Raw genomic sequence first — 22,787 nt, 5'->3', positions numbered from 1 at the left:
GTTATTGTTTCAATAAAGATAACGATATCGTTATCTATTTAGTTGTATGAACAGTTGGATCTATTACTGCTCTTGATTTTGTAAATAATAATCATTCAAATTTATTATTTACATCCATCTAATTCCCTCTTTTTAAAAGAGGAAATTGAATTCTGTGTTAAAACTTAGTTGTCCAGCTGACTTTCAGCGTGCGGCCTGGTGCAGCCATTGCACTTCGAGTCAGAGGATCGATATAGAATTGGTTTGAAAGGTTATTTCCGACAAATTCAACCGTGTTATAGGTGTCGACTTGATAGCGTGCATAAGCATCAAAAATCCAAGTATCATCCCACGCCAGCGGTACGTTGAGGTAATAGCCTTTATTGATACCTGCATCGTTATTTTTACGTAGCGGACTTTCATAGCCTTTGTAGAAGGTTGCACGAGCACCGAGTTCTAATCTTTCATCTAGAAAACGTGCGCCTAACAAGGCATGTGCACTGAGTTCTGGTGTCGACATGGTGACGAGGTAACCATTGGGAAAACCATCATCGACACAACGTTGGTAAGCATCACGGAATTGAATCCCCTGATCTGTTTGTACCGTACCGCTGTTAATCATTTTATCGATGGCGCTATTGGTGTCACAGACTTCATTTTTGAGGTTATAAGCCAAACTTAAATCGGTAAAGAAAGCACCATTATCAAAACGGCTTTGCAGTTCTAGACCGGAAAGTTTTTGCTCATCCATATTGGTGAAAATCAGGTTTTGATTTCGCTCAATCACGTTTTTGGTTTTGTTGTAGTAATACGCCAGTTTAATATCGGCATTTCGTGCTGAGCTTAACCAGTCACGCATGTCGTAGACATAACCCACTTCATAATTAAACGCGTGTTCGGGTTTAATCGCTTGATATGGCATCATCGCAGAAAAGCCGACTGTACTTTCAAATAAGCTGGGTAAGCGATACTCTTCTGCATAACGTACATAGAGCCGATTATTATCAGTCAAATGAATGGATGCACCGAGCTGAGGTGCCCAGCCACTGTCTCTTACTTTCTGAGCAGACTCAATGGGAACCTGTTCAATCACTGCAGGACTAAGATTGCCACTGCCAGTAATCACATATTTTTGACCTAGGGCATTCAGTCGATCTAATACATTATCAGCCAAAGCCAAGTGACCATTTTCATCTGCCTTCCACGTGAGTGTATTTTTCTGTGTCCAAATCAGGTTATACAGCTGTGTTTCTGATGCAGGTACACTTTCTAACTTTCCATCCCAATCTGGATTTTTGGTGGCATAACGTTGTGAGAACCGATCCAGCAGACGTTGCTGCTGAGCATTGTAACTCTCAGGCATCGTCACATATTCAAAGCTATATTCTTTGAGTTTACTTTTCTTGGTAAATAATGGGTTTAATGCAGGATCGACCCCATCTCTCAAGGATTTATTTAAGAAATCATCAAAGGCCCAGTATGAGCGATAGCGCATACCCGCATCAAAACTTAACCAAGAGGCAGGACGATAGTTAAAATTAAAATCAAAGGTTTTTTCTTCACGTCGGCCTGCTCGTGGTAAAGCCTGAAATAGACTATACATTGGACCGTATTCACCATAGACATCATCAGAAGTCAGTTTTTCTTTTAAGAAACTGCCACCTAGGGTTAAATTAAGTTGGTCCGTTAATAGGGCTTTATTGCTGATATTAATGCCCTGACGTCGGTTGTCAGAATGGCTAATTGCCGTATTGATAATGCGATTGTCCCGAAAATCAATCGTCGTTGGCCAACCACCGCGTGTATAGGTTTGGCTTTCTGTATCGGTTTGCCAAATATTGGCATAGAAGTCGACCCACTGATTCGTTTCGGGTTTGAACTTATACTCCAAGCTATAGGCTTTGGAACGAATGTCACTGAGCGGCCACTGTGGTACACCAATTTCAGGTGTTAGCCCCCATTCAATCCGTGAAGGCATGATTTCACCAAATCTATTTTTGGTGTCTCGATAGGTCAATTTTAGGGCTTGGTCATCAGTTGGTCGATAGTTTGCTTTAAATAACCACGACTCCATTTGACTTGAGGTATTGGGAACTTCATCACCTGGCTTATAGGAATGAGCAAAATAAGGAATAAAATCGAGACTATTACTTGGTTCTGCCCGTTTATAGTAGCCCGACCCATGCGTACCCGAAAAATAGTTGCCACGTTCACGAATAGCATAAACTGCCAATAAATCAAATTTATCCTGCTTCATTGCCAAGGCAAGTCGACCTGCTAGATCATCCCCCGAGAAGTTGGAGTTATCATTTTTAGTTCGGTTCTTCTTATAAATATCAGGGTCATACTGTTTACCATCCACATTGTTCCAAGGGGTTGTATCATTATAATTCTTGCCAACCTTGCTCATGTCAGGAAGCGATGGGTCAATAGAGTTGGTTGAACCTTCAACTTTTAACTCTGCACCGAATGTTTTACCTGGGCGAACGATATCATCCGCTTCCAAGGTCTTAACCACAACACCACCACCCACTGAAGTTGTGGTATTTCGTTCTAACGATGGCCCTTTAATAACTTCAATGCCAGCAATCAGATTCGGATCGATGTAATTTCGGTTATTCACGCCATTATAGCCGCGCCATACTGCAATCGACTGCTCAGTGCCATCGATGGTTAATGGAACGCGACCTACACCCTGTACACCACGAACACTCGGATCCAATGCGCCACTATTTCGGGCATCACCGCTATAAACGCCAACCATACCTTGTAAAACATCGGCAGGATTGATGCCTTTAAAGCGTTCAATATAGTCTTTTCCTGCATAGACTGAAGAGCGATTGGCGTCATAAACTCTGTTGCTGCCCTGAGTATCACGATCTTCTTGACCATAAACAACAAGTGGGGTCAAACGAACTGAAACTTCATCATCCTGAGTCGGTACAGACGCAGTCTTGTTCACCACTGCATTCTCAGCAACAGTGGTGGTATTGGCATTTTGAGTGGTTTTTTTCGCCAGCGTATAACCTTGACCGACTTTGACTGCATAGAGTGCCGAAGATGCTAAAATATGCTGAAAACCTTGCTCTAATTCAAAGTTACCTTTTAATCCTGAACTGTATTGCCCTTTTAATTGTTGTGCATCAATCGCAATTGAAGTCCCCGATTGTTCAGCAAATTGATTCAATACATTGGCTAAGGTTCCCGCTGGGATATTGTAGGCTTTTATTCCAACTGTTTCTGCATAAGCCGATTGTAACGGTAAAGTCAGACTACCAATACAAACCGTATGTATCGCAAATGCGAGTGTTGAAAATCGAAATAAGTTCCGATTACGCATTTGACCCTTTCCAACGTTTTTCATTTTGCCGCCCTAGTAAATGTAAATAAGAATCATTAAACTTTTTGGAATAAAATGATTCCAAATTTATTGCTTCTACTTACTCTGACGAACAGCTTTAAAAAAAGTGGAACCTAAATTTAAAAAAAAATAAATAAAATTTAAAATATATTCATTTGATTATAAATATACAGGCTATTTTTTTAATGAAATAACAATGAGATATGGTGTGATTTGATGTACCTTTAGGGTTGGAAATACAGTTGCTAATAATTTAAGTGCATCTTGCGTTTGGTCTAAGGGTAACACGGCATTCACTTGGATATCTCGCAGTGCTTCGGCATTAAACACGATTTTGCCTTTATAATTTTGATCTAATTCTTTTAATACTTGGTCAAGCGGTAAATCCTCTACCATCAATTGATGTTTATTCCATTTTTGTTGTTCATTATAAATATTCAGTGCGGGTAATGATTGCACGCCATTTTGATTCATACTGACGGCTTGCCCTGCATTGACTATCACCTGCTGAGTTGCATAACCATGCGCTGTAGACTGTACACGGACTCGCGAATGCAACATTTTTAACTCTGTTGCTGAAGGCTTAAAAGCTACACTAAAAGCTGTTCCAAGTGCTTGAATCTGTCCATGTTTGGTTTTGACTAAAAATGGTCGGTCTGGATCTTTGGCAACATCAACATAGAGTTGCCCTTGAACCAATTCAACCACTCTTTGCTTTGCCTGAAAATCAATATTGACTGCACTTTTCCCCCGCAGAATTAAGCGAGAGCCATCTTGTAAGGTTTGTGTTGTCCACTGTGCCGAATCGCTGCGAACATCAGCGCTTAGATAGGCCATAGAAGTATCAGATACATATAGAGAACTGCCGCTGATGATAACGAATGCAATGGCAAATGCACTTCCCGCACGAGCATGTTTATATATTTTTGCAGATCCAAAACCTGCTTTGAGTGCTGATTTAACAACTTTTTTATGCTGTGGTGTTTGAGACACCTTTTGAATCGAGCGAATACACTGTTCAATATCCGCTGCAATTTTTTGATGCTGCTGACTGTTCTGCTTCCACTGATTAAATTTTAATTGTGCATTCTCACGGGTCGACTCATCATCTGAACTTAATTGCACAATCCATAATGCAGCTTCCTCGACCAGTTGATTGTGATCTTGTTTATCGATAGCCATTTAGATGCTGACATCCATATCTAGTCGGGTTTGATAACAGCGTATTAAACAACTTGCCAGATATTTTTGAATCATTTTGGTCGAAACACCCAGTAGCTCTGCGATTTCTTTATGGGTATAGCCTTCTAGATAATGCAAGATAAATGCTTGTTGTGCTTTTGCAGAAACATCTTCCAAGGCTTTACAAAGTTGGTCAAGTGCCTGAATGATTTGCATTTGATCTTCTGGTGAAGCAACCGCATCCAGCATGTATTCCATCTGGCTCACGCCATCTAAATAAGCTTGTTCAATGCGTTTGCGACGTATCTGGTCAATAAGTAAGTTTTTTGCAATAGAAGTCAGATAAGCACGTGGTTCTTTAATCCCCAACAGCTCATCACGTGTTTGCAGTAATTTGATAAAGGTGTCCTGCACCAGATCTGCGGCTTGCTCAGTGTTGCCTATTTTTTGTCTCAACCATTGATGAAGCCAGCCTCTATGGTTTCTGTATAATTGATCTACAAGCATAGGGGATTTGTTCACGATCGTCCGACTCAAAACAAAGTACTTCTCAAATGATAATAATTATCATTTAATAAAGTCAATAATTAGTTTCTTAGCTGAAAGATTTTTAGGTATAAAAAATCTTTCAGCTCTTTGATTGTTAAGATTAAAGCCCAGCCCAAAATAATAATCTCTTTCATAAATCAAAAAATGAGTTTCATTCAAAAAGTACAAATAATCATAAAAAAACATAAAAAAACATTAATACAAAACACAAGCCACAATATTTTTTTTTAATCATTTCAAATAAACAATAAAATGAAATTATTAAATTTTAACATTCTATTTTGTGGGTATTTAGATTCATGCTTAAGTTTTTAAAAAGCTTTCATTCAATTAATACATATCTAATATTATCTATGATGCTTTTGATTTCTATCATTCTCTATTTTTACCATATCAACCCATAAAAAATCCGCCCAGTTTTTACACTGGGCTGATTTCAATTTGAATGAAATTTATAACAACAACATTCAAATATAGTTCGGTCTTACTTTGAATCTACTTGACTTTAAAACTATCTTTTAAATCAAGAATACGGTTGAACACAGGCTTTTCAGCTTGATGATCATGTTGATCCGCAACAAAGTAACCTTCACGTTCAAACTGGAAACGATCTTCAGGTTTCGCTTGCGCTAAAGCTGGTTCAATCACCGCCTGTACCACTTTCAATGATTCAGGATTAAGATTTGCTAAGAAATCATCATCTGCATCTGGTGCAGCTTCGGTAAATAAACGATCGTAAATACGAACTTCAGCAGGTACACCTTTCGTCGCAGAAACCCAATGAATCACACCTTTTACCTTACGACCTTCAGGATTTTTGCCTAAAGTTTCAGGATCAATTGAACATTTAAGTTCAACCACTTCACCATTTTCATTTTTGATCACTTCATCGCATTTGATCACATAAGCATGGCGTAAACGTACTTCGCCTTCAGGAATTAAACGCTTAAAACCTTTAGGTGGTACTTCCTCAAAATCTTTACGATCAATATAAAGTTCACGCGTTAAGGGAATAATGCGTTCGCCCATATCCACGTTTGGATGACGTGCGTGAGTTAAATCTAATTCTTCGGGTAAATTGGTTAAGGTCACTTTCAACGGATTCAGTACTGCCATGCCACGAGCTGCGGTATTTTCCAAAGACTGGCGAATACAGAACTCCAGCATTGCCACATCAACAATACCATCCGTTTTCGATACACCAACTCGCTTACAGAAATCGCGTAAGCCTTCTGCAGTAAAACCACGACGACGCATCCCAACGACTGTTGGCATACGCGGATCATCCCAGCCATGTACATGATTGCCTTCAACCAATTTACGCAATTTGCGTTTAGAGGTAATGGTATAATCGATGTTTAAACGAGAAGACTCGTACTGACGTGGTACAGCTTGCGAGTGTACTTTCTCTACAATCCAGTCATAGAATGGACGGTGATCTTGGAATTCTAAAGTACAGAGTGAATGGGAAATACCTTCAATCGCATCAGACAATGGATGAGCGTAGTCATACATTGGGTACATTTTCCATTTATCGCCCGTTTGGTGATGTTCTGAATGCAATACGCGATAAAGAATCGGATCACGCATATGTACATTCGGGCTTGCCATGTCGATTTTGGCACGCAGTACAGCACCACCTTCTTGGATTTCACCATTACGCATTTGTTCAAAACGTGCAAGGTTCTCTGCAACATTTGCATCACGGTATGGCGAGTTTTTACCAGGCTCAACGAAATTACCGCGGTTCAGCTTGATTTCTTCTGGGGTTTGCAAATCAACATAAGCATCACCTTGTTCAATTAATTGAACAGCCCATGCATAAAGTTGATCAAAATAGCCAGAAGCATAGCGTGGCTCACCATTCCAGTTAAAACCTAACCATTTCACATCGTTGGCAATACCATCAACATATTCTTGTTCTTCAGCATCTGGGTTTGTATCGTCAAAACGTAAATTACATACGCCGTCGAATTCTTCAGCAATACCAAAGTTTAAACAAATTGCTTTGACATGACCAATATGCAGATAACCATTTGGTTCAGGTGGGAAACGTGTTACTACTTTTTGGGTACGCCCTTCTTTAAGATCGTCGGTAATCACTTGACGAACAAAATCTAAGCCTGCCTGTTGTTCTTGCTGCGCGGCATCGACAGAGGCATGGGTATTCGGCGTCGGGGTCTTTGGCAGTTCAGAAACAACATCATTTGGCTTCATAGGGTGTAAATCACTTCTTACAGTTAAAAATGGGAAATAAAAACGCAATCTTTACTATTTATGAAAGATTTTAACGTTTTTTACTTGCCTTGTAGTTTACAGTTTGCTTATGCTTCTCTCAACCAAAAACCCATGGTCACAAGACCATGTTTAGGAGATTAATGTAATGAGTTTTCCTCAAGTCGAATTAAATACCAACAAAGGTCGTATTGTTCTTGAGCTTAATGCTGAAAAAGCACCAAAAACGGTTGCAAATTTCTTAGAATATGTACGTGACGGTTTCTATGACGGCGTAATTTTCCACCGTGTGATTGATGGTTTTATGATCCAAGGTGGTGGCATGGATGAAAACTTCAAAGAAAAAGCAACGCGTGATTCAATCGAAAACGAAGCTGATAACGGCTTAAGCAACGATGAAGGCACAATTGCAATGGCGCGTACTCAAGCTCCACACTCTGCATCTGCTCAATTCTTTATCAACGTAAAAAACAACTCTTTCTTAAACCACACTGGTAAAACAGCACAAGGCTGGGGTTATGCAGTATTTGGTAAAGTTGTTGAAGGTCTTGATATTGTAGAAGCGATCAAAGGCGTACGTACTGGTAACCGTGGTTATCATGCAGATGTTCCTTTAGAGAACGTTGTGATTGAATCTGCTAAAATTATTTCTGAGTAATAATCTCTCCTGAGTAGTATCGCTACGCAAATCCCTTATAAAGGGAGGAAAATCCCTCTTTGTTAAAGAGGGATTTAGGGAGATTAAAAAAGGATAAAAATGTGACCTACCTGTTTATCTCAGATCTACATTTGTCACCTGATCACCCTCGACTCGTTCGAGGGTTTTTGGCTTTATTGGAACAATATCAAGATAAAAACACACAACTCTATATTTTAGGTGATTGGTTTAATGCTTGGATTGGTGATGATTACACTGCCCCATGGTTAGATGAAATTATAACTGCCTTACAAAAATTCACTGACGCAGGCAATCGAATTTACTTCCAAGTGGGTAATCGCGATTTTGCTTTGGGTCGAAAATTCTTAAAGCAATTCGATGGGATTTTATTACCTGACGTTTATACCCTAAATATTCATCAGCATAGATTCCGACTGGAACATGGCGATGCACTCTGTACTGACGATGTTGCTTATCAGCGTTTTCGCAAAGTGATTCGTAATCCTATCTTATTAGGGCTAATAAAACGTACCCCTCTCAGCTTTAGACAAAAACTTGCAAATGGTTTCCGTAAAAAAAGTAGCGAAACCAAACAACTGAAAAGCTATGACATTATGGATGTAAATGCTCAAGCAGTAGAATCTGTCATCACACAAGTTGATTATTTAATTCACGGTCATACCCATCGTCCAGAGATTCACCATATCCTCAACAAACAACGTATTGTTTTGGGAGATTGGCGTGCAGATTCAGCTTGGATTTTAGAGATCAATGAGCAACAAAATGATCAATTAGATTTTAAACAGTGGTTCTATTGATCATTATTGAATAGTCGTACTTATCTGTTTCTTCATCTTCAACCATTTTATAAAACATTTGTTATTACTTCGCTAAACCTTCAGTCGGTTTAGTGATCATAGCTCACTCACATACGACTTAAATCTATATAGAAATCACATTTAGCTACTTTTCGTGAAATTTATATCAAGTAAAATAAATTAAAATTTTAAATCGAGTTAGTGACGGATGGATACTTTAGCTACAGCAAAAACACGTTATGCGACAAAAGCTTATGATGCAGAGAAAAAAATTCCTCATGCACAATTTGAAAAACTACTGGAAATTCTACGCTTCAGCCCTTCTTCGGTAAATATTCAACCTTGGCATTTTATTGTCGCTGAAACAGACGCTGCAAAACAAAGAATCGCAGCAGGTTTAACAGGCAACTATATCTATAACTCAGCCAAAGTTCTCAATTCATCTCACACTATCATCTTTTGCACACGTACAGATATCTCTGCCGAATATTTAGAACAATTATTACAGCAAGATGAGTTAAGTGGTCGTTTTAAAGATGAAACTGCCAAACAAGGTCAACGTGACACACGCCAAGGCTATGTTGAATTTTATCGTAATGAATTGAAAAATCTTCCTGCATGGATGGAAAATCAAACTTATCTAGCACTTGGACAACTGCTTTTTGCTGCAGGTCTAGAAGGAATCGACGCAACACCAATGGAAGGATTTGATAGAGACCTCATTAATCAAGAATTTGATTTAGCTGAAAAAGGCTTAAAAGCATCTGTAATTGTATCGCTTGGTTATCGCAGTGAAACGGACTTTAATGCAAAACTTCCTAAATCACGCTTGACGGATGACGTCATTTTTACGCGTTTATAAATTTTAGGCAAATGGCTGTAATCTAAGCAAAATATTAGAAGATTGCAGCCATATTCCATCAACAACAACTGAGCTATTTTATCACTAAAACATCTTGATCTAATTGATTGAAAAAGTCCTGTAAACCATCTGATTGTATAAAATCTGCTCCATAAAGAACTGATGTTTGCACATCCTGAAGCCCGCAAAAACCAAATATACCTTCTACGATTTGTGTTTGTATTGCCTGAGTATAACCATGTTTATCGTAACCAGCTTTATCCCCTGTTCCTGTAGCAATCAGTTTGACTGGAATATTTTTTAGACTCCCCAATAGATTCCCCTGTTCATCATATTTATAGGCCCAGCCCTGACTAAATACACGTTCAAACCAGCCCTTTAAGAAAGCAGGAATCGACCACCAATACACAGGAAAAATAAAATAGACCACATCCGCACGATCAAAGCGTGTCTGTTCAAATTGAACATCAGCATCCAAAGCTTGACGACCACGATAAGCTTCAACATCGGTAAGCATCATCGCAGCTTGAAAACCTTCCTTATACAAATCTGCAATTTCTACTGAAATTCCCTTTCCAGTTAAATCATTAGAAATATGCTGTGCAATCTGGTGAGAAAGTGACTCTGTATCTGGATGCGTTATGACTATCAAAGCATTTTTATATTGTTTAGAAATTGGCATGAGATTTCTTCCAAGTGTTATTATAATGTATAAGTTACCATTAGTAACTTATGCAAGCAATGTTCTTGGTTATTTTTGTCTAGTATTTAAATAATCATTTAATATGAGTAAAGTTGATTTTTCCATAACACACTGTGCCATCTCGACATCAATCACACCATTACTCGCTGCCACACAAATTGTTTCCATCAAACCTGTTATCGCAATGATGATAGCTTCACCTTCTTGACCTTCAAGAAAAACAAAAGGATGAATGCTATGTCTAAAAATTTCGATAAACTCCTGCTGACATTGCAGCAAATAGTTTTGCAACAGATCTGTACCAGAGAGTGCAGCAACGACCAAACCAACTTCAGGACCTGTTGCGATATAATAATTCAAACAAGCATTGCAGAAAATATGAATGGTATGGTCTAAACTAGCAATATTTTGTTCCAAGGAAGTAGATAAGTCCTGCTTCTGCTTGTCACTAAACTCTTGATAAATTGAAATCAGTAACCCTTCTCGGTCAATAAAATGTCGATATGCTATTGGCTTAGTAATACCAGCTTGCTCTGCTAAATATCCAAGAGTTAAAGCTTCTACGCCCTCTGTGCGAATAATTGAACGGGCTACTTGCAACAATTGTTGTCTGCGCTCTTCTTTAGTCAGTCTCTTACCCGTCATAATTCTACTTCCATCAAATTTAACCAAATCGCTTTACATCATTGCTTTGGCTAAACACATTACTGCAACTACACCACTAATCAGTCCAATCCATGTATATGCTTTTAAACGTTCTTTGAATAAAATTACACCACTTAATACACCTAGAATAACCACTAGTATATTCATCCCAGCAAAAACAATGGCTGGCGTTTCTTTGAAAATCATATGTGCTTTGACATATAAGGCGATATTGGCAAAATTCAGTACACCTAAAAATAAACCTGTAAAAATATTTTTAGGCTGCCAATTGGGTTGAGTAATTGCGATATAAGCGATGGATAAAATAAAGGCTGCAATAAACGTTAAATTCAGTGTGACTGCAAACTGTAAACCTAAACTACTACTATATTTAAGTAATATATCTACAGCAGCATAACCTGCCCATACACTAAACAGAAATAAGGCTGATTTTAAATTCATGCCTTTACTTGCCTGCTCAGTGGCCTGTCCGATAATAATCACTAAAATTGCAATAATCCCTAGTACGGCACCAATTAATTTTAATTGGCTAAATTGCTCCCCAAAAATAAAATAGGCAGCTAATAACGACAGTATGACTGCAAGTCGCTGAGCAATTTCTGTTTTCAGAATGCCTGCAAACTGCAATGACTTTGCCAAACATAAAAATATGCTGGGTAATAACACGGCTAAAATAAGAATTAACCACCAAGGGGTATAATTCAAAGAGATATGCGTAATATCGGTTTTAAACCAATAAAAACATAAAAGACTTGCGCTCAAATAATTCCACGCAATCATTTGAAAAACATCAAATCCCTTTGCCTTTAAGTATTTAAGCAAAATCGAGACCAATACACTACAACACGCCGCCGCAACAATCATTTCCATAATATTTATTCTAGCTTTTGAATAGACAAAAAAATGCCAGTCTAGCGTGAGACTGGCATTTTCTTAAAGATCATTAATCAATTAACGATTATTTTCGTCTTCTTGACCATCTTCAAATTTAGTTTCGCCATCGAAGCCACCTTGATGACCAAAGCCACCTTGACCACCGAAGCCGCCACCTTGACCACCGAAGCCGCCTTGACCACCGAAGCCGCCGCCTTGACCACCGAAGCCGCCTTGACCACCGAAGCCACCACCTTGACCACCGAAGCCACCTTGACCACCGAAGCCGCCACCTTGACCACCGAAGCCGCCAGTCGTACCTTGACCACCGAAGCCACCAGTCGTACCTTGAGCTGGGAAGCCACCAGCAGTACCTTGAGCACCAGCTGGACGAGGGTTGCGTGCAGGAACAACAGTAGAAATCGCGTGTTTATAAACCATTTGACTTACAGTGTTTTTTAATAAAACAACATATTGATCAAAAGACTCAATATGACCCTGTAATTTAATACCGTTCACAAGGAAAATAGAAACTGGAATACGTTCTTTACGGAGAGAATTTAAGAACGGATCTTGTAAAGTTTGACCTTTAGACATTTTTAACTCCAAAAATTTTTAAATCAGCGCAAAAAAACTATCTTTATTTTTCAACTAAAAATTATAAAAAGACAGTTTGCGAATTTTGCTTTATCCAAAGAAGTTTCGCAAGTCTTCTTTCGCCTGCTTTATCGTCACGTAAGTTTTAAAATCGTGTAATTCTTGCAAAGAACGTAACCATGTGTATTGACGCTTTGCAAGTTGTCGTGTCGCAAATAGCGACTTATTCTCCATTTCTAATTTACTTTTGAGACTCAAGTCACTTTTTAATAAAAATTCTAAAGCTTGGCGATAACCAACAGACCGCATGGATGGTAAATTATCATCTAAATCGTATTTTCTAATTAACTCCTCCACTTCATTTAAAAAACCAATGCTCCACATTTTGCTCAATCTTTGCTCTATGCGTTGATGTAATTCTACCCGATCTGGCATCAAAGCGTAGTTATGAAATGTGTAACGATAAGGCTGATTTTTTGGTTGCTCAGCTTGTAATGTAGTGATTGGCTGACCCGTTATTTTATAAACCTCTAATGCGCGAATAATTCGTTGTTTATCAGAAACTTTAAATTTTTGACCTGCAATAGGATCAACTGCAACAAGTTCATCATACACAGCTTGCCAGCCTTGTTGTTCAGCTTTCGTATTTATTTCATCACGTATTGTCTGATCAGCATTAGGTAAATTATCGGCTAAACCTTCCAACAAAGATTTAAAATACAGCATCGTTCCTCCCACTAAAATCGGGGTTTTACCACGAGCATGCATTTCATCAATTAATGGACAAACATCTTCAACAAATTGTGCGGCTGAATACACTTCTAAAGGTGTAATAATATCAATCAAATGATGCGGATATAGTGCTTGTTCTTCCTGTGTAGGTTTAGCTGTTCCAATATCCATGTCTTTATAGACGAGTGCTGAATCAACAGAAATCAGTTCAAAATTACCGCGCTCATAGAGTTCACATGCCAATGCTGTTTTACCACTTGCGGTAGGCCCCATTAAATTGATGACGGGCAATTGATTTGACATGTAAAACTACTCTCCTCGAGCAAATAATTTATCTAGTTGATTTAATGGAAAAGCACGCCAAGTCGGACGGCCATGGTTACATTGACTCGCAAATTCGGTTTGTTCCATTTGACGTAATAAGGCATTCATTTCTGAAAGGCTAAGTTGACGATGAGCACGTACTGCACCATGACATGCCATACCTGCTAACAATTCATCACGTTTTTGCAGTAAGCCTCTCGCCTCATCATTGGGGTCAAGATCATTTAATAGTTCAGGAATTAAATTACCAAAATCGGCTTTATGCAAAATAGCAGGCACGCCGCGTACAATTACCTGATCATCACCACATTGATCAATTTCCAAACCCAAGCGTTGTAACTGCGGTTGTAAATCTTCAACACGAGTGGCTTGCATACGGGTAATTGATACAATTTTCGGAATCAATAATTGCTGTGAAGTCCAAAACTCTGGCTTATCCCAAGCAGTTTTCATTTGCTGCAACAAAATACGCTCATGCGCCGCATGCATATCCACAATAATTAAGCCCTCTGTATTTTGGGCTAAAATATAAATACCATGAAGTTGAGCGATCGCAATACCTAATGGAAACTCATCTACACGAGAAGATAAAGCTTGATCGTCTATTTCAGTATTTTGAGGAATTTCTACATCTCGTAAAGGTGCTAAATAGGTTTTTAAAGCATTATTTAGTTGAGCTGAATTATTATAACGAGGCTGTTGTGGTTGCGCTGAATGATATTGAACTGCTTGAGGACGACTTTTTTGAAACTCATCCAGTAAATTTGTTGATACGTCTAATTGCTGATTTAATTTTGGTTCTTGCTCTAATGCAGCCCGGTGTAAATTAAATTGTTCTTGATATTTAGGTTGCGGCTGATGATTAGAATTTTCTGCACTATTGTCATCCGATTTCATGGCTTGAGCTAAATCTGCGCTCGCAGTCTGAAATTGAGACAAAGTCGCTTTGGCATAATGACGTACAAACTCATGTACTTCACGCTGATTTAAAAATCGAATTTCGTGCTTAGTTGGGTGAACATTCACATCAATATTTTCAGGATCAACTTCTAAAAACAAGAGATAAGAAGAATGTTGATGGCCATGCAAAATACCGTCATAAGCCATTCGTAAAGCATGCGAAATGGTTTTATCTTTGACAATACGACCATTTACATAAACATATTGCATATCAGCTTGCGCACGGGCATCTGAAGGATGCCCTAACCATCCAGACAAACGCATATTGATACTATCAGAATCAATCCAATAAGCATTTTGAATAAATTGCTGCCCCAATAACTGTTGCACCCGCTGATAACGTAATTCACCACTATCAGCGACAGGCAGGTTTAAACGAATATTATCATTATGCTCCAATACAAAACGAATATCGAAATGGGTTAAAGCCAAACGGCGGACAATTTCTTCAATATGATTAAATTCTGTGGTTGGTTTTTTTAAGAATTTACGGCGTGCTGGCACATTGAAAAATAAATCCTGCACACGGATATGCGTACCTTTTTGCGCTGCAACAGCTTGGATTTGTTGGTGATCAAAAGCCGTTCCATTCACTTCAACTTGATAGCCTACGCCTTGTTCATCTTGGCTACTGGTTAACGTTAAACGAGATACCGCAGCAATCGAGGCTAAAGCTTCTCCTCGAAACCCCAAACTCACAATTGCATGTAAATCCTCAGCTGTTTGAATTTTGCTAGTGGCATGACGCATCACAGCCAAAGGTAAATCTTCTGCATGAATACCTTGACCATTGTCAATAATCTCAATTAATGTCGAACCACCTTGTGCCACCCGAATAATCAGCTCAGTCGCTCCAGCATCAATCGAGTTTTCTAATAATTCTTTGACTACAGATGAGGGACGCTCAATCACCTCACCCGCAGCAATTTGGTTCGCTAAAGCAGCATCGAGAGTATGAATACGACGCTTTGAATCATGCACCATTCAATTGTTCCTGCAACGTTTGTGCTAGCAATTCTGAATTTACAGTTAAAGTGACTAATCGAATCAATTCATCATCAGACTTTTGAATATCAATCACAACATCAGGTTGCGGAATTTCATCACCACCTTTTGACGGCCATTCAAATAAAAAAAGCCCGTCAGGTGTATCTAGATAATCTCGAATTCCCATTAATTCAAGTTCATATGGATCGTTTAAGCGATATAAATCGAAATGGAAGATTTCTTTGCCTTGTATGGTGTACGGCTCAACCAAGGTATAAGTTGGGCTTTTTACTGAACCTTGATGTCCAAGGCTTTGTAGAAAATAACGTGTAAAAGTTGTTTTCCCAGCACCTAAATCACCGATTAAATAAATAATCCCTGAATGTACTTGCTTTGAAAGTACTTGTGCAAAATGTTGAGTGTCTTGTTCATGATTTAGAGTAAATTTCACTGAATACGACATGGCAAATAAAACAAAATTGGGATGTCAGCTATGATAACATTGCCCTGCTTTAAAGCCTAATAAAGTCCTTTTAAAGTGTTTTATTACATCATTTTATTAAGTTGATTTCGTTGTATGCCATCAATCATTGAGTTTACACCGCCATTAATCAATGGCGTCAGTGCGAGTAAAGTCTTTTTGCCCAATGATGTTTCAGCAGTGACTATTTTTGATTACTTATGCCAGCACTTTCCACATATTCAGGTTAACGAATGGCAACAGCGTTTTACGGATGAGTTAATCTACTCTGCGCAGGGAGAAAAATTAAAATTAAATAGTGTCTACACTCCCAATACCCACATTTATTATTATCGTTTTCTGGCGCATGAAATACATGTGCCATTTAAGCATCAAATTCTATTTGAAAATGATGATTTGCTTGTTGTCGATAAACCACACTTTTTGACTATGAGTCCTACAGGTCAATACGTTCAAGAAACATTATTGGTAAGACTAAAAAAACAAACTGGCTATGACGATTTAACGCCAATACATCGACTAGACCGTGAAACTGCCGGCGTTGTGTTATTCTGCAAAAAAGCATCATCAAGAAATGCATACCAACAACTTTTTGCAGAGCGCAAAGTTCAGAAAACATATCATGCGATTGCAGAATATAGACCAGAGATTAATTTTCCTTTGACTCTTGAGTTACATTTAGAAAAAGGACATCCTTTTTACACCATGCAAATCAATTCTGAGAAAAAAAGTAATACTGAGACTATTATTTCTATCATTAAACATAATGAAAATTATGCAAAATACCAACTACAACCAAAAACGGGAAAACAACATCAGTTGCGAGTGCATTTAAATTTTTTATGCATTCCCATCCTTAATGATACTTTTTATCCAAAGGTCAAACACAAGGCTGATGATGATTTTAGTCAACCGCTACAACTACTCGCCAAGCAAATTCAATTTATAGATCCATTTACAAATCAAGAAATGAACTTTAGTTCACTTCAAGAAATTTCATTGTAAACACAACGTAATGACAAAAAAAACCACTTTTCACTGCAAAAATATTGAAATTACATTACGATCGTTTAAAATACATGACGATAAATATAAATATTTGGTTTAAATCTTCATGCGAAAAACAGAAGTTTATCAGGTTCGCCTAGATTCACAGGAAAAAAAGCAGGCTTTTGCTGTTTTTAAGCAATTGGGTATATCCCCTGCTCAAGCTGTTCGTCTTTTCTTTAAGCAGGTTGTACTGACTAAATCAATTCCATTTGCAATTGAAAATCAAAATATCAATATGGAGCAGTTACTTAAACTGCGTAAATCTAAAGCTGCGAATTCAGTAGAAAATCCATCTGCTGTAGATATAGAAGATGATCACGAAGATTTATTTGAAGAGTTGAACGCTCTTCTAGGTGAAAGTGACAAAACTTAACAATGTTGCATTTATAAACAAGTTTTTATTTTTTAAGCTGAATTTTTTTCGTTATCCTGACAGTCCAAATAAAATTATAAATGTAAGGATCAACAGGAATGATTGTTAAACGAGCAATAAAGGAAGATCTCCATCAGCTTGCTGTCTTGTTTGATGAATATCGCCAATTCTATGGGGCATCATCAAATATTGAACAATCTTATCAATTTTTAAAACATCGTTTCGATAATAAAGACAGTGTTATTTTCATCCATGTTAAAGATGATGTATTTACTGGCTTTGTATTACTTTATCTTGCATTTTCTTCCGTGGCTTGTGAAACCTATTACATTTTAGATGACGTTTATGTCACACCCTCATACCGTAAACAAGGTTCTGCAAAACAGTTGATTGATACTGCCATTCTGTTTGCACGCCATGAAAACGCGCAACGAATTAGCCTTGAAACGCAAAAAAATAATTATCAATCTCATCAACTCTATGAACAAATGGGGTTTATTCAAGATAGTGAATTTAAAACTTTTCATTGTTTTTTAAAATAATCATTTATCTACAGCTATGTTTTGGCTTAACTGTTTTTGCGAAGGAGTTAAATACAGCCACTCTCCTTCCGCCAACTTTGGTAATTCAAGTAAACCAACCTGATGTCGATGCAAAGCCTCAACTTTATTCCCAACAGCTGCGAGCATTCTTTTAACTTGATGATACACACCTTGATGAATGGTCATTGATAGTTGATGAGTTGATATCAATTCGACATCAGTCGCAGCAAACACCCCTTTTTCATTACGAAGCTCTACTCCAATCTCTAAAGCATGCTTTTGATCCAGTGTAATAGGATCAGCTGTAGTAACGTGATAAACCTTGGGCACGTGCTTACGTGGATTGGTCAAAGCTTGTAAATATTGACCATCATCCGTGAGTAATAACATACCTGTTGTGTCCTGATCTAAACGACCAACACATTGGATACCACGATGAAGTAAAATTTCAGGAAATAAACTAAAGACACTTTTGTGATGCGTTGCTTGATGGGAACATTCGTAATCTTGAGGCTTATTAAGAACAATATAGACCTGCTCTCTATATTGGTATTCTTCACCAAATACCTGAAAACAGAGTTGATCAGTAAGAATTTTCTGCTTTGGATTATCGTAGACCTGATGATCAATTTCGACAGAACCATTTTTTATTAACTGCTGACAATACTTTCTTGAACCAAAACCTTGCGATTGTAAAATTTTTTCCAGCAGCATAATTGCATCCTAATCCGAACTACAACTATTGTACTCGATTCCTAGATGCACCGTTGGCTGTTGCTTATTCATTCTCTGTTTTTATAATTTATTCACAATCTCTTCACTTGTAATAGAACACCTACAAAACCATCGTTAAACTCTCTCAATCGTAGTATTGCGCTCCATATTTTCACTAGAAAATCTTGTTAAATTTGTCACAAGCAAAAAAATATTGTCCAGATAGATGGATAAGGAGTTTCACTATGAAATCGAATATATGGTTATGCAGCCTTATTTTAGCAACTTCGTCGATGGCAACAGTCACATATGCTGATAACGCGACACGTGTTGCTGCTACTTCTGCTCTAGGCAGTGTTGTAGGTACAGCAATTGGGCAACAATTAGGCGGACAAACAGGTGCCATGATTGGTTCAGCCATTGGTGGTGCTGGTGGTGCTGCGGCATCTAGTAACAAGCGTGATCGTACTGAAGCTGCAATCGGTGGAGGCTTAGGTGGTGCAGGTGGATATACAGTTGGTCGTAATGTAGCTGGAACCAATGGTGGTTATATCGGTGCAGCTCTCGGTGCGGCAGGTGGTGCGGCATTAGGTCAAAAGGTTGGACAAGATCGAGATGCTGATAACCGTTACGATGATCGTCGCTATGACCGCCGTTACGATAATCGTCGTTCTTATGATGATCGCCGTTACTACAACTCTCGTCATAAAAATCGTCATGACAATGGTTTGCATCGTGGCTGGTATAAAAACCGATAATAGATTGTTTTGTATAAAGCACCTTCGGGTGCTTTTTTGTTGGTTAAATATAAATATCGATTAAAATCGATATACAAAATCCAATTCATATCGTATTATTTCGATATATAATATTGAGAATTTATGATGAAATCACTACAAGATATAAAGTTTTCTATCCTAGAACTCGCGCCAGTTCGTGATGATAAAAGTATTGAGTTTTCACTCCGTCACGCACTTAAACTCGCCCAACATGCTGAAAATTTAGGTTATCAACGGTTTTGGCTCGCTGAGCATCACAATATGGATGGGATTGCCAGTTCTGCTACAGCCGTTTTACTCGGATACATTGCGGCAAACACTCAAAGTATTCGTCTAGGTTCAGGCGGTATTATGTTACCAAACCATGCACCGCTAGTGGTGGCAGAACAATTTGGAACCCTAGCGACACTATACTCAAATCGTTTTGAACTTGGTTTAGGTCGTGCACCTGGAACAGACCAAATGACAATGCGTGCACTACGCCGTGGTCGTCAGGAAACCGAAGATCAATTTCCACAAGATGTAATGGAAATTTTGCAATACTTTAAAGCGCCGCAACCGAATCAAAAAATTATAGCTACGCCAGGGCAAAATACGCATGTCCCCGTTTGGCTACTTGGCTCAAGTTTATTCAGTGCTCAATTAGCTGCAAAGTTAGGACTTCCCTATTCTTTTGCTTCTCATTTTGCGCCAAGAATGTTAGGTCAAGCGATCGAGATTTATCGTGATAATTTCCAAGCATCTGAATATTTAGATAAACCTTATGTGTCAATGGGCATCCTAACAGTTGTTGCTGCAACGGATGATGAAGCTCAATATTTAGCGACAAGTTCTTATCAGAGAATTTTAAATTTAATTCGTGGTCACAGTTTAAAACTTAAACCACCGATTGAATCGACTCAGGGTCTTGCAAGTAGTGCTGAACAATTAGCGATTCAAAATTTTTATGCGATGGCGCAAATTGGTTCTCAAGAAACGGTTAAATCAGGTTTAAATCAAATTGCGGCACAATATGATGTAGATGAATTTATATTCACCTGTGATATTTATGATACACAGAAACGTTTAGATAACTTTAGCTTGTTAATGGATATTAAACAGAACTAAATTCAATTTACAGGCAAGTAGGTTGTTATTTAATTTTAGCGACTTGCTTGTCAGACTAACCGCATCACCATTGATTGATGATGATTTTGAATATTTCATTTATTTTCAATCATTAAAACAGCAACTTAAAATCACAACATCTCAAAATTATACGGTTTTGCCTAACATCAAAGTCGCTTGTTGATGACTTACGGCTTGGCTAAATAGGAACCCTTGACCAATCGTACAACCAGATAGTTTAAGCAACTCTAATTGCTCAATATTTTCAATGCCTTCTGCAACAATATCTAGGGACAATTTTGGTCCTAATGCAACAATCGCTTCTACAATAGCTGAAATGGCAGGATCATGATTCATTCGTCTAATAAAATCGCAATCAATTTTCAAGCAATCAACTGGGTAGTCCCTTAATCGGGTTAAAGATGAATGACCTGTACCAAAATCATCAAGTGCTATTCGCACTCCATTTTGTTTCAATAAAGTTAATGCTCTTACCACATAATCCGAACCCCGATCATCCAAAATTTGTTCAGTAATCTCAATTTCAATCAGATGATGTGGAATTTTATATTGACTTAAACGATGCAATAAACGCTCAGCATAATTATCTTTCAGAAACTCAACTGGTGCAGCATTAATTGAAACTGGCACAAGTTGAAGTTTTTGCTTCATCCAAGTTGAAATATCCGCGAACACTTTGTTTTGTATTGCATCACTTATTCTTGTCGCCAAAACATAGTCTTGAAAAGCTTGTTCAACATTTTTTGGGAAATGAACCTGATTATCTGATGTTTGCCAACGCAATAAAGCTTCAAACCCGACTACTTTAGCATCCGACAATCTAACTTTAGGTTGATAAAACGGAATAATTAGATCATCACGAATGATATGACGTGCTTTATTAAGCTGGATTGCAACATCTTGAGCAGCGACTAGCATATGAGAATTGAACATGCGAAAGCCACCTCGTCCTGTGGCTTTTAAATCATTCAATGCAGTGTCAGCACATTTCATTAATGTAGATGAATCTTTGCTATCAAGTGGATAAATTGCACAACCAATACTCATACTTCCGTTAATTAAATTTCCAGCATATGTAATCGGTGCATCTAACAATTTATTGACATCAATTGCTATTTTTTCGAGATCACTTCCATCTTCAATCTCGTTCACAACAATTGCAAACTCATCTCCGCCAAGACGTGCGACAAAAGTATTGGCGGGAAGTATGTTCTCTATTCTCTTTGATAATATTCTGAGTAAATGATCACCTGCGGCATGACCCAAAGTATCGTTAACATGTTTGAAATAATCTAAATCAAGCAGCATTAAACCTAAGCGCTTTTTATTGTTTTTATGTTTAAGCAAAGTACGTTTAAGCTGTGATTTGAAAAAACGACGATTATACAACCCAGTTAATTCATCTAATTCACTGGCAATTTGAAGCCGCATTTCTGTTTCTTTTTGCGAAGTTACATCACGAGAAATACATAAGATACGCAACGTCTCGCCTGTATCATTAAATATTGGTGTAAGCAAATTATCCCAATACTGCTTTTTATTGCCACTTGTACTCATTCCACGAAATCGTGATGGTTTACCCTGCACGGCAACCTTTAAAGCACGTACTGCCTTCGAGCGAATCTCTGCAGGTAAAAGATCAACCCATTTCATCCTAGAGTATTTATTGTTTTCAGATATATTTAATGCAGTACAGCCTGATTTATTGATATGTAAAAGTGTTCCATCGACTTCAAGTAATTTAATACAATCGATACTGGTATCTAGCATATTGGTTTGTGTGTCGATACATTTGACTAAGTTCTGTTGATGTTGCTTAGTTTCATGAATATCTGCACAGTTGATAAACCAATATTTTTTTTCAACATTTGTATTTTCAATAAATTTTGCGGACAACAAGAACCATCGATATGTACCAGAATGATGTTGTATTCGGCATTCAAATTGAAATTCATTTTTATGAATGAAAGCCTGTAACCATTCATTTTTATATAATTTTGAATCTTCTTGATGAATTACATTATCCCAGCCATTGATCAATTGATGTAATTCTTGTGCGCCTATATATTCTTGGCTTAATTTATTGAAAAAATAAGCATCGCCTTGTTCTGTCAATAACCAAACTAAACTGGGGATATTATCAAAAACGTTTTTTTCAATATCACTCATTTCTTGAAAGCATCGAAAAGCCCTAGTCGCATTGACATTTGTGTCATGCAACTCCAAAGATTTTA

At 37.9% G+C, this 22,787-nt stretch carries 21 protein-coding genes; 8 read left to right on the top strand and 13 right to left on the bottom strand.

The window, feature by feature from the left end:
• Window positions 1-157 precede the first annotated feature (157 nt).
• The 4 genes from NGC85_RS06520 to NGC85_RS06505 form a co-directional block, all read right to left on the bottom strand.
• Window positions 158-3,343 carry a TonB-dependent receptor gene (locus NGC85_RS06520; RefSeq protein WP_302885537.1) on the bottom strand — a complete coding sequence of 1,062 codons (3,186 nt, stop codon included), beginning with the start codon at window positions 3,341-3,343 and terminating at the stop codon, window positions 158-160.
• Window positions 3,344-3,514: 171 nt separating this feature from the next.
• A complete protein-coding gene (locus NGC85_RS06515; protein WP_254805253.1) occupies window positions 3,515-4,522 on the bottom strand; it encodes a FecR family protein in 1,008 nt (335 codons plus the stop codon).
• On the bottom strand, window positions 4,523-5,044 hold the full coding sequence (locus NGC85_RS06510; protein WP_254805252.1) for a sigma-70 family RNA polymerase sigma factor: 522 nt from the start codon (window positions 5,042-5,044) through the stop codon (window positions 4,523-4,525).
• A gap of 522 nt (window positions 5,045-5,566) precedes the next feature.
• Complete coding sequence (locus NGC85_RS06505; RefSeq protein ID WP_254805251.1) at window positions 5,567-7,288, bottom strand: glutamine--tRNA ligase/YqeY domain fusion protein; 1,722 nt, start codon at window positions 7,286-7,288, stop codon at window positions 5,567-5,569.
• A gap of 166 nt (window positions 7,289-7,454) precedes the next feature.
• Here NGC85_RS06505 and NGC85_RS06500 point away from each other — a divergent pair, with 166 nt between their 5' ends.
• The 3 genes from NGC85_RS06500 to nfsB all read left to right on the top strand — a co-directional run bounded on the left by NGC85_RS06500 (window position 7,455) and on the right by nfsB (window position 9,644).
• Window positions 7,455-7,964, top strand: a complete 510-nt coding sequence (locus NGC85_RS06500; protein ID WP_004661403.1) for a peptidylprolyl isomerase — start codon at window positions 7,455-7,457, stop codon at window positions 7,962-7,964.
• A 101-nt stretch (window positions 7,965-8,065) separates the two neighbouring features.
• Complete coding sequence (locus tag NGC85_RS06495; RefSeq protein ID WP_254805250.1) at window positions 8,066-8,782, top strand: UDP-2,3-diacylglucosamine diphosphatase; 717 nt, start codon at window positions 8,066-8,068, stop codon at window positions 8,780-8,782.
• A 208-nt stretch (window positions 8,783-8,990) separates the two neighbouring features.
• The gene (nfsB, locus tag NGC85_RS06490) at window positions 8,991-9,644 is read left to right on the top strand and encodes an oxygen-insensitive NAD(P)H nitroreductase (protein ID WP_254805249.1); all 654 of its coding nucleotides are present in this window, start codon (window positions 8,991-8,993) and stop codon (window positions 9,642-9,644) included.
• A 73-nt stretch (window positions 9,645-9,717) separates the two neighbouring features.
• Here the strand turns inward: nfsB and NGC85_RS06485 are convergent, their stop codons facing one another.
• The 7 genes from NGC85_RS06485 to tsaE form a co-directional block, all read right to left on the bottom strand.
• The gene (locus tag NGC85_RS06485; RefSeq protein WP_169111104.1) at window positions 9,718-10,326 is read right to left on the bottom strand and encodes an NAD(P)H-dependent oxidoreductase; all 609 of its coding nucleotides are present in this window, start codon (window positions 10,324-10,326) and stop codon (window positions 9,718-9,720) included.
• Between the two features lie 69 nt (window positions 10,327-10,395).
• Entirely contained in the window at window positions 10,396-10,992 is a 597-nt protein-coding gene (locus NGC85_RS06480; protein ID WP_005062360.1) for a TetR/AcrR family transcriptional regulator, read from the bottom strand.
• Window positions 10,993-11,025: 33 nt separating this feature from the next.
• Window positions 11,026-11,883 (bottom strand): DMT family transporter, encoded by an 858-nt coding sequence (locus tag NGC85_RS06475; protein ID WP_254805248.1) that lies wholly within the window; start codon window positions 11,881-11,883, stop codon window positions 11,026-11,028.
• Between the two features lie 81 nt (window positions 11,884-11,964).
• On the bottom strand, window positions 11,965-12,483 hold the full coding sequence (gene hfq / locus NGC85_RS06470) for an RNA chaperone Hfq (RefSeq protein ID WP_045503913.1): 519 nt from the start codon (window positions 12,481-12,483) through the stop codon (window positions 11,965-11,967).
• Between the two features lie 90 nt (window positions 12,484-12,573).
• On the bottom strand, window positions 12,574-13,518 hold the full coding sequence (miaA, locus tag NGC85_RS06465; protein WP_254805247.1) for a tRNA (adenosine(37)-N6)-dimethylallyltransferase MiaA: 945 nt from the start codon (window positions 13,516-13,518) through the stop codon (window positions 12,574-12,576).
• 6 nt (window positions 13,519-13,524) lie between these two features.
• Window positions 13,525-15,483 carry a DNA mismatch repair endonuclease MutL gene (mutL, locus tag NGC85_RS06460; protein WP_254805246.1) on the bottom strand — a complete coding sequence of 653 codons (1,959 nt, stop codon included), beginning with the start codon at window positions 15,481-15,483 and terminating at the stop codon, window positions 13,525-13,527.
• On the bottom strand, window positions 15,473-15,949 hold the full coding sequence (gene tsaE / locus NGC85_RS06455) for a tRNA (adenosine(37)-N6)-threonylcarbamoyltransferase complex ATPase subunit type 1 TsaE (RefSeq protein ID WP_254805245.1): 477 nt from the start codon (window positions 15,947-15,949) through the stop codon (window positions 15,473-15,475). The genes mutL and tsaE overlap by 11 nt, the downstream gene beginning before the upstream one ends.
• Window positions 15,950-16,063: 114 nt before the next feature.
• Between tsaE and NGC85_RS06450 the strand changes: the two genes are divergently transcribed.
• From NGC85_RS06450 to NGC85_RS06440, 3 genes are all read left to right on the top strand, one after another.
• Window positions 16,064-16,972: a pseudouridine synthase gene (locus NGC85_RS06450; RefSeq protein ID WP_254805244.1), complete on the top strand. Its 909-nt coding sequence runs from the start codon at window positions 16,064-16,066 to the stop codon at window positions 16,970-16,972.
• 109 nt (window positions 16,973-17,081) lie between these two features.
• On the top strand, window positions 17,082-17,390 hold the full coding sequence (locus tag NGC85_RS06445) for a type II toxin-antitoxin system RelB/DinJ family antitoxin (protein WP_254805243.1): 309 nt from the start codon (window positions 17,082-17,084) through the stop codon (window positions 17,388-17,390).
• 98 nt (window positions 17,391-17,488) lie between these two features.
• Window positions 17,489-17,932, top strand: coding sequence for a GNAT family N-acetyltransferase (locus NGC85_RS06440; protein ID WP_005054634.1), 444 nt, complete (start codon window positions 17,489-17,491; stop codon window positions 17,930-17,932).
• Here the strand turns inward: NGC85_RS06440 and NGC85_RS06435 are convergent, their stop codons facing one another.
• Complete coding sequence (locus NGC85_RS06435) at window positions 17,933-18,646, bottom strand: pseudouridine synthase (RefSeq protein WP_254805242.1); 714 nt, start codon at window positions 18,644-18,646, stop codon at window positions 17,933-17,935. It lies immediately after the preceding gene.
• A 245-nt stretch (window positions 18,647-18,891) separates the two neighbouring features.
• Here NGC85_RS06435 and NGC85_RS06430 point away from each other — a divergent pair, with 245 nt between their 5' ends.
• Together NGC85_RS06430 and NGC85_RS06425 are read left to right on the top strand one after the other, a co-directional pair.
• Window positions 18,892-19,404 (top strand): glycine zipper domain-containing protein, encoded by a 513-nt coding sequence (locus NGC85_RS06430; protein ID WP_005054637.1) that lies wholly within the window; start codon window positions 18,892-18,894, stop codon window positions 19,402-19,404.
• Window positions 19,405-19,530: 126 nt separating this feature from the next.
• Window positions 19,531-20,532, top strand: a complete 1,002-nt coding sequence (locus tag NGC85_RS06425; protein ID WP_254805558.1) for an LLM class flavin-dependent oxidoreductase — start codon at window positions 19,531-19,533, stop codon at window positions 20,530-20,532.
• Window positions 20,533-20,679: 147 nt separating this feature from the next.
• On the opposite strand, the gene NGC85_RS06420 is transcribed toward NGC85_RS06425, so the two are convergent.
• Window positions 20,680-22,722 carry a GGDEF domain-containing protein gene (locus tag NGC85_RS06420; RefSeq protein WP_254805241.1) on the bottom strand — a complete coding sequence of 681 codons (2,043 nt, stop codon included), beginning with the start codon at window positions 22,720-22,722 and terminating at the stop codon, window positions 20,680-20,682.
• Window positions 22,723-22,787: the final 65 nt, after the last annotated feature.

Origin of the sequence: Acinetobacter sp. Z1 (assembly GCF_024296945.1) — a bacterium.
Taxonomy (GTDB): Bacteria; Pseudomonadota; Gammaproteobacteria; order Pseudomonadales; family Moraxellaceae; genus Acinetobacter; species Acinetobacter beijerinckii.
Note: the sequence above shows the minus strand (reverse complement) of the source record. Positions and strands in the feature narration are given on the sequence as shown.